Here is a 7,749-nt window from a genome sequence, read left to right on the forward strand (position 1 = left end):
TGGATGCTATCGAACATGGTGACAAGATTGTCTTTCTTCATCAGTTAAAAGAAGGGGCCGCCAGTCAAAGCTATGGTCTTCAGGTGGCTCAGCTTGCTGGTGTGCCTGCTGATGTAATTAAAGCCGCCAAAACCAAATTAAAGCAACTGGAACAGACCCACTACTCAGTCGACACGACAAACGCGCAGCCACAACAAGACTTATTTACCCAAGAAGCAGAATCTTCGCCGCTTGAGAAACGACTAGAGCAAATAAACCCCGATGAACTAAGCCCAAAACAAGCATTAGATATCTTGTATGAGCTTAGCCAATTACTCAGGCACTAGTGAAGATGCTGTTTTTTCTGATTCATAAAGTCGCCGAGTTTTTCTAAACGGGGAGGCATTTGAACATGATATCCCTGCGTTTCCAGATTCTTCATCACGGTGATGACATCTTCACGGGCGAGTGGTTTTTCGGGTGACAACTCAAGCTCCATAACGAACTGAGGTTCTTTTCCCATTGAGTCATAGAGGGCCTGCGGGACCTCTGAAAAATCATCTTTCTTGCTGATGTAAAGATATAACTCTTCTTTTTTTAGACTTTTATAAATATACGTTTTCATTATTTATGAGATAGGTGGATGATAAATAATTTGGACTACAGTACCACTGGGGTCGTAACAGTAAAAACTTCTGGCACCATCTCTGTGAGTACGCGGTGGGTTTCGAATGCTCACATCATGTGCTTTTAAGAACTCGAACCAGTCGTCAACTTCTTCTATGGCTGGAATAATAAAACCAATATGATCCAATTTTTGTTGATGCGCTGGTGCAGCAGGTTCTGCTGCCTGATGTAAGGCAAGGTTGTCATTACCAGATGTCAGATATACATTCTGTTCATCCGGCCGCCACTCGACCTCCATCCCAAGTAATTCGGTATAGAAATGTTCACATGCAGCCAAATCATCAACAAAGAGGGCGACATGTCGCATGCCACCGGTTTTGCCTGGCCGTACTCGTTTTTTTTCAGACATCAGTTACTCTTTTTCTTTATTACTCGACTTCAATGATTTCGTAATCATGCGTCACTGTGGCTGTCTTCGCCAACATAATGGTGGCTGAGCAATATTTCTCTGTCGACATTTTGATCGCACGTTCAACAAAATTCGCCTTTACGTTTTTACCGGTGATTTTGTAGTGAATATGAATATTAGTGTAAACCTTTGGCGCTTCTTCGCTTCTTTCGCCATTCGCCTCGATAACACAGTCGCGAATATCTTGTTGAGACTTCTTCAAGATTTCGATGACATCAAAGGCTGTACACCCAGCCATACCCATCAGTAATAACTCCATCGGACGCATGCCGGTGCCATGTCCGCCTGCTTCTTCCGGGCCATCCATCACTACGGTATGACCTGTTCCTGACTCGCCGAGGAATAAAACATCTTCGACCCATTTCACTCGTGCTTTCATTTAAATGTTTCCTAAAGTTGATAAGTCACTTTAAATTTGACATATTTATCAAATCGCTAAGGGATTATACCCGTTTATGCTGTATTATTGCCCGCTCACCCATTTTGGATACTTAGATGGACTATCATAGACACAAGGCCATTGAGCAAGGATTAGCAGAGTTTTTTCGCTGCTGTCATACAAAAACCTATCCGGCGAAAAATATCATTGTTCGTCCTGGTGATCCTCCTCACACGCTTTATTACATCCGTGAAGGCTCTGTGAGTGTTTGTATGGAGAACGAAGAAGGCGAGGAGCTCATCGTCGCTTATCTGAACCAGGGTGATTTTATTGGTGAAATTGGTATGTTTTCCGATGTCGGTGAGCGTATGGTCACTGTCCGTGCCAGAACGGATGTCCGAACCGAAGAGATTTCGTATCAACAAATCATGAATCTCTCAAAGACTCAGTTAAAAGAGTGTTACCCAACACTGTTATTTACCATTGCAGAACAATTAGCGAAACGTTTGTTATCAACGACTCGCAAAGCCACCGATATGGCATTTCTTGATGTGGCAGGTAGAGTCGAGGCGGCTTTACATGAACTAGCGGCACAACCAGATGCAATGCGTCATCCAGATGGCATGCAAATCAAGGTCACACGCCAGGAAATTAGCCGCATGGTTGGGTGTTCTCGAGAAATGGTTGGCCGTGTACTAAAAGAGTTACAAGACAATGGCCTGTTATGGGCAAAAGGAAAGACGATGATCATCTATGATGAAGAACATCGTCATAAAAAACCTTTAGTAAAAAAGCTTGGCTAATTCCGTCCCGGGATCATCTGCCCGCATAAAGGCTTCACCTACCAAGAAACCATTGACCTTATTGTCACGCATTAATTTGACGTCATCACGAGTATGAATGCCGCTTTCGGTAATCACGATATGACCTTGAGGAATGCGTTGCAATAATGACAGGGTGGTGTCGAGTGACGTGTCAAAGCTTCGAAGATCGCGGTTGTTGATACCAATTAAAGGTAAGTTTAATACCAAAGCGCGTTCCAGCTCTTCGAGATCGTGTACTTCTACCAGTACATCCATACCTAGTTGAATCGCGAGCTGACTTAAACTTTCTAGTTGATTATCATCCAAAGCCGCGACAATTAACAGAATACAGTCAGCGCTTATCGCTCTTGCTTCAAATACCTGATAGGGATCGATAATAAAGTCTTTACGAATCACTGGCAGGGAGCAGGCATTACGTGCTTCTTGTAAATATACTTCATGACCCTGAAAAAAATCACGGTCGGTTAAGACGGACAAACAGGCGGCCCCACCTTTCTCGTAACTGACGGCAATGTCTTTAGGTATAAAGTTTTCTCTTATCAAACCTTTGCTCGGCGAGGCTTTTTTGATTTCTGCAATCACGGCCGGTTCGTTATTAAGCATTTTTTTGCTGATAGACTCAACAAAACCGCGAACGGGATTAGCTTGTTCAGCTAATTGCTGCATGATAGCTAACGGAATTTTAGCTGAGCGTTCAGCGACTTCCTGCTGTTTGCGTTGTAGGATATTGAGCAAAATATCAGGTGTATTTTCAGACATAGTATTAAGTTCGGCTTGTAACAATAAGGGCATTTAATTTTTGAGTAGCGGCACCTGAGTCGATAAGCTCTGCTGCCATAGCAATTCCTTCTGCGAGTGAAACAGTGATATCAGCTGCATAAATTGCTGCACCAGCATTTAACACAACAATATCACGCGCAGGACCGGGTTTGCCGTCGAAGACTTCTTTGATCAGCGATAGGCTATCCTGTGCATTGCTGACCGTTAAGGTTTCAATCGTATTCTGCTGAAGACCAAAATCTTCCGGTTTAATCGTGTAGGTCGTCACTTTACCCTCTTTGAGCTCAGCGACATGGGTTTTAGCACCGATACTGATTTCATCAAGACCATCTTCAGCATGAACCACTAAAACATGTTGGCTGCCGAGTTTTTGTAACACTTCAGCCATCGGTTTTACCCATTTTTTATCAAACACACCTAAGACCTGATGAGCGGCTTGAGCAGGGTTGGTGAGCGGGCCAAGTAGGTTAAAGATAGTTCTGACACCCATCTCACGACGCGGTCCAATCGCATGTTTCATGGCGCCATGATGTTTTTGAGCAAACATAAAACCGACACCTACTGTTTCGATACAGTGTTTTACCTGTTCCGGACTAAGCTCTAAGTTAACGCCAGCGGCTTCAAGCACATCGGCACTACCCGAACTACTACTGATGGAACGGTTTCCATGTTTGGCCACCTGACAACCCGCTGCTGCAGCAACAAAGGCACTGGCTGTAGAAACATTAAAGGTACTGGCACCATCACCACCGGTACCGCAGGTATCAACAACATGTTTGCCCTTGATATGAACAGGGGTCGCCAGACTTCGCATCACTTCGGCCGCTGCTGCAATTTCTGTGACCGTTTCACCTTTCATTTGCAGACCAATTAAAAAACCACCAATTTGTGCTGGTGTGGCATTACCGGTCATGATTTGATTCATGACGTCAGTCATTTGGTCGTGGCTAAAATCTTGGCGCAGGATGAGCTGCTTGATCGCTGCCTGTATATCCATGAAAGGCCCTTATCTTTGCAGAAAGTTATTCAGTAATTCGTGACCTTGTTCGGTCAGAATAGATTCTGGATGAAATTGCACACCTTCTATTGGCAGCGTTTTATGTTCAATGCCCATGATTTCATCCAGCTCACCATCTTCCGTTTGGGTCCAGGCGGTAATATTGAAACAATCCGGCAAGTTATATTTGCTCACAACCAAGGAGTGATAACGTGTGGCTTCTAAAGGGTTATTCAGGCCTTTAAATACACTCGTATTGTTGTGATACACCTTAGACGTTTTCCCATGCATTATTTGGCTGGCATGAATCACTTCACCACCAAACACCTGTCCAATGGCTTGATGACCCAAGCAGACACCCAGCATTGGTTTTTTGCCGGCGAAATGCTTGATAACTTCCATGGATATACCAGCTTCATTTGGTGTACATGGACCTGGTGATAGAACAATTTTGTCAGGGTTCATTGCTTCAATGTCAGCAATGGTAATTTTATCGTTACGATGAACGGCGACGTCTTCCCCGAGCTCAGCAAAATATTGCACCAGGTTGTAGGTAAAAGAGTCATAATTATCAATCATTAACAGCATGTATCTAGTCCTAGGTTAGCTTTCTGCATGAGGATTGGCTTCCAATCCTGCTTCCGCCATGGCAACAGCACGAAAGATCGCGCGGGCCTTATTCATCGTTTCTTTCCATTCCATTTCCGGCACGGAGTCATAAACAATACCGGCACCCGCCTGGATATGCAGCAGATCATTTTTTATAACTGCTGTGCGTATGGCTATGGCCGTATCCATATTGCCAGACCAAGATAAATAGCCAACTGCACCAGCATAAACGCCGCGTTTGACCGGTTCTAATTCGTCGATAATTTCCATTGCACGTACTTTAGGAGCACCACTCACTGTGCCAGCGGGGAAGGTCGCTCTTAAAGCGTCAATGGCTGACATATTGTCTACCACTTGACCGGTGACATTAGACACAATGTGCATGACATGAGAATAGCGCTCAATGACCATTTTATCGGTGAGTTCAACTGTACCGGTTTTACTGACTCTGCCAACATCATTACGACCGAGGTCAATCAACATCAAGTGCTCAGCAAGCTCTTTAGGATCTGATAATAAATCCTGCTCTAAGGCAATGTCTTCTTCTTCGTTTTTACCACGAGGACGGGTGCCGGCAATCGGACGAACAGTGACTTCCTGATCTTCCATGCGAACCAAAATCTCAGGTGATGAACCCACCACAAAAAACTCACCAAGATTCAAGTAGTACATATAAGGTGAAGGGTTAAGGGTTCTTAAGGCTCGGTATAAATCAATCGGAGGCGCACTGTAAGGAATGGTCAGGCGCTGAGACAACACCACTTGCATGATATCGCCGTCATTAATGTATTGTTTTGCCTTTTCGACAGCATCAGTAAAGCCTTTCTCAGTAAAGCCAGACTGAAAGTCTTCTTCATTGACTTGTTTATGGGCTTTATTCTGATGGAAGTCCATCGCTGTCTGACGCAACATTTGTGTTAACTCGTCCAGACGTTGTTGTGCCTGACGGTAGGCATTTTCTGTATTCGGGTCTGCGTGAACAATCAAATGCAATCGACCAATTAGATTGTCAAACACGACTAACTCGTCTGACACCATTAAGAGAATATCAGGACATTCGAGCGGATCGGAGTCCGGTGCATTACCCAGTCGTGATTCAACATAACGTACAGTGTCATAGCCAAAATAACCGACAAGACCACCATTAAATTTGGGTAATGAATCGATTTCTGCAACACGATAGCGTGTCTGGAATTGTTCTATCCATGCCAGAGGATCGTCGGCTTGTGCTGTTTCAACAACTTGCCCATCCAGTTCCACCACAATGTCTTTAGCATGAACGCGAACAATTGTGTGGCAAGGTAAGCCAATCATCGAGTAACGACCCCATTTTTCACCACCCTGAACAGATTCAAACAGGTAGGAATAGGGCGCATCAGCCAATTTGAGATAAGCACTTAATGGTGTATCTAAGTCTGCTAAAACTTCCCTTGATAAGGGGATGCGGTTGTAGCCTTCTGTGGCAAGTTGATCAAATTCTGACTGTTTCATTGCTTCTTTCTAAAATAAGCTTTCCAGCTCTGCAAAAGTATCTATTACGGTATTGGGTGCAGCTGCAGAAATTGGCTGACCGTGATTGTAACCGTAGCTCACGCATATAATGGCAAGTCCAGCAGCTCTAGCTGCTTTTACGTCATTGACGGAATCGCCGATCATTAATGCCTTTTCGGAGGTAATCCGAAAGTAATCAACACCATACAGTAATGGTGCCGGATGTGGTTTTTTATGTGGCGTTGTATCACCACTCACCACAAGGTCAAAATAATCTTTCAGACCAAGCTTTTCAAGCAAAGGCAGAGTAAACGTTTCATCCTTGTTAGTGACACAAGCTAGTTTAATCTGCTTCTTTTTAAGCCAGGACAGTCCTGTGAATACATCTGGGTAAACCTGACTGCTTTCACAGGGGAACTGCTGATAATAATCTAAGAATAGAGGCAATGCTTTTTGCAGTAATGCTGTTTCTGCTTTTTGTTGCATTTCGCCTGTTAGTGCTCGTTCAATAAGTCGGGGAATGCCATTACCTACCCAACTTCTGACGTCAGCTTCGCTTGCTTTTGCCAATCCTAGACTGCTGAGCATGTGATTGGTTGCACAAGTTAGATCTGGCACGCTGTCAACCAGCGTGCCATCAAGGTCAATAAAAACAACCTCAGGTAAATCTAACTTCATTGAGCGATTAAACGTTTGCTTTAGCTAATTCCTCACGCAGCGCAGCAATCACTGTTTCATAGCGGTTAGGATCACTATCTTTCGCTGCACCAAATACAGCAGAACCAGCCACAAAGGTACGCGCACCTGCTTCAGCGATTTCACGGATGTTATTGACGTTAACGCCACCATCGATTTCTAAATCAATGTCGTAACCACTTTCATCAATCATTTTGCGTGCTTGACGTAGTTTTTCCAGCGTATGAGGAATGAATTTCTGACCGCCAAAACCAGGGTTAACTGACATCAGCAGAATACGATCTACTTTATCTAAAACGTGTTCAGCTAGAGAAAGTGGTGTGGCTGGATTAAATACTAAACCGGTTTTACAACCTTCGGCTTTCACTAATTGCAGACTACGGTCAATATGTTCTGAGGCTTCTGGATGGAAAGTAATAAATGTTGCGCCAGCTTGAGCAAAGTCAGGGATGATGCGATCAACGGGTTTGACCATTAAATGCACGTCAATTTCATGGGTGACACCATGTTTGCGCAGTGCATCACATACCAATGGACCAATTGTCAGGTTCGGTACATAGTGGTTATCCATTACGTCAAAGTGCACAATATCCGCACCTGAAGCAAGAACGTTATCTACTTCTTCACCCAAACGAGCAAAGTCTGCAGACAGGATTGAAGGGGCAATTTTGAATTCAGCCATGATTGTCTCTCTTAAATCGAATAATAAAAACGTGATGTAAACCTGATACTTTACCGTATCGGCTTTCTTTTTTCAGCTTTTGAAATCAATAGGCTGAGATTATACTGGACCTGAAAATAATGAGATGGAGTTAGACTTGCGAAAACGGTTGAAATTTATCGCTTTGTTGGTAATGACAGTTTATCTGGCTCAGGCCCAAGCTGCTGATGAAACAGA

General features: G+C 44.0%; 11 protein-coding genes. 2 read left to right on the top strand and 9 right to left on the bottom strand.

What is annotated here, in order from left to right; all coding sequences use genetic code 11:
* Positions 1–326, top strand: a 326-nt coding sequence (locus B4K20_RS11520) for a MutS-related protein (RefSeq protein ID WP_414683381.1), incomplete at its 5' end; no start/stop codon positions are given.
* Here the strand turns inward: B4K20_RS11520 and B4K20_RS11525 are convergent.
* From B4K20_RS11525 to B4K20_RS11535, 3 genes are read right to left on the bottom strand one after another with little or no spacing between them, the layout of a single operon-like run.
* Complete coding sequence (locus tag B4K20_RS11525; RefSeq protein ID WP_289244799.1) at positions 323–604, bottom strand: YcgL domain-containing protein; 282 nt, start codon at positions 602–604, stop codon at positions 323–325. The genes B4K20_RS11520 and B4K20_RS11525 overlap by 4 nt on opposite strands.
* Before the next feature lie 3 nt (positions 605–607).
* Positions 608–1,015 carry a VOC family protein gene (locus tag B4K20_RS11530; protein WP_289282993.1) on the bottom strand — a complete coding sequence of 136 codons (408 nt, stop codon included), beginning with the start codon at positions 1,013–1,015 and terminating at the stop codon, positions 608–610.
* Positions 1,016–1,034: 19 nt separating this feature from the next.
* Positions 1,035–1,454 (bottom strand): OsmC family protein, encoded by a 420-nt coding sequence (locus tag B4K20_RS11535; protein WP_273181719.1) that lies wholly within the window; start codon positions 1,452–1,454, stop codon positions 1,035–1,037.
* Between the two features lie 116 nt (positions 1,455–1,570).
* On the opposite strand from B4K20_RS11535, the gene crp reads away from it, so the two are divergent.
* Entirely contained in the window at positions 1,571–2,257 is a 687-nt protein-coding gene (crp, locus tag B4K20_RS11540; RefSeq protein WP_284722474.1) for a cAMP-activated global transcriptional regulator CRP, read from the top strand.
* On the opposite strand, the gene trpC is transcribed toward crp, so the two are convergent.
* Genes trpC through rpe form a run of 6 tightly spaced genes read right to left on the bottom strand, consistent with a single transcriptional unit; the run spans position 2,237 to position 7,533 of the window.
* A complete protein-coding gene (gene trpC / locus B4K20_RS11545; protein WP_289282994.1) occupies positions 2,237–3,037 on the bottom strand; it encodes an indole-3-glycerol phosphate synthase TrpC in 801 nt (266 codons plus the stop codon). The two genes, crp and trpC, sit on opposite strands and share 21 nt — an antisense overlap.
* A gap of 4 nt (positions 3,038–3,041) precedes the next feature.
* Positions 3,042–4,055, bottom strand: a complete 1,014-nt coding sequence (gene trpD, locus B4K20_RS11550) for an anthranilate phosphoribosyltransferase (protein WP_289282995.1) — start codon at positions 4,053–4,055, stop codon at positions 3,042–3,044.
* A 9-nt stretch (positions 4,056–4,064) separates the two neighbouring features.
* The gene (locus tag B4K20_RS11555; RefSeq protein WP_284722477.1) at positions 4,065–4,643 is read right to left on the bottom strand and encodes an anthranilate synthase component II; all 579 of its coding nucleotides are present in this window, start codon (positions 4,641–4,643) and stop codon (positions 4,065–4,067) included.
* A gap of 15 nt (positions 4,644–4,658) precedes the next feature.
* Positions 4,659–6,155, bottom strand: coding sequence for an anthranilate synthase component I (gene trpE / locus B4K20_RS11560; protein WP_289282996.1), 1,497 nt, complete (start codon positions 6,153–6,155; stop codon positions 4,659–4,661).
* A 9-nt stretch (positions 6,156–6,164) separates the two neighbouring features.
* Positions 6,165–6,833 carry a phosphoglycolate phosphatase gene (locus B4K20_RS11565; protein WP_284722479.1) on the bottom strand — a complete coding sequence of 223 codons (669 nt, stop codon included), beginning with the start codon at positions 6,831–6,833 and terminating at the stop codon, positions 6,165–6,167.
* Between the two features lie 7 nt (positions 6,834–6,840).
* A complete protein-coding gene (rpe, locus tag B4K20_RS11570; protein WP_284722480.1) occupies positions 6,841–7,533 on the bottom strand; it encodes a ribulose-phosphate 3-epimerase in 693 nt (230 codons plus the stop codon).
* Positions 7,534–7,749: the final 216 nt, after the last annotated feature.

The sequence above is a fragment of the Methylophaga sp. UBA5088 genome (assembly GCF_002414625.1).
GTDB classification, from domain to species: Bacteria; Pseudomonadota; Gammaproteobacteria; order Nitrosococcales; family Methylophagaceae; genus Methylophaga; species Methylophaga marina.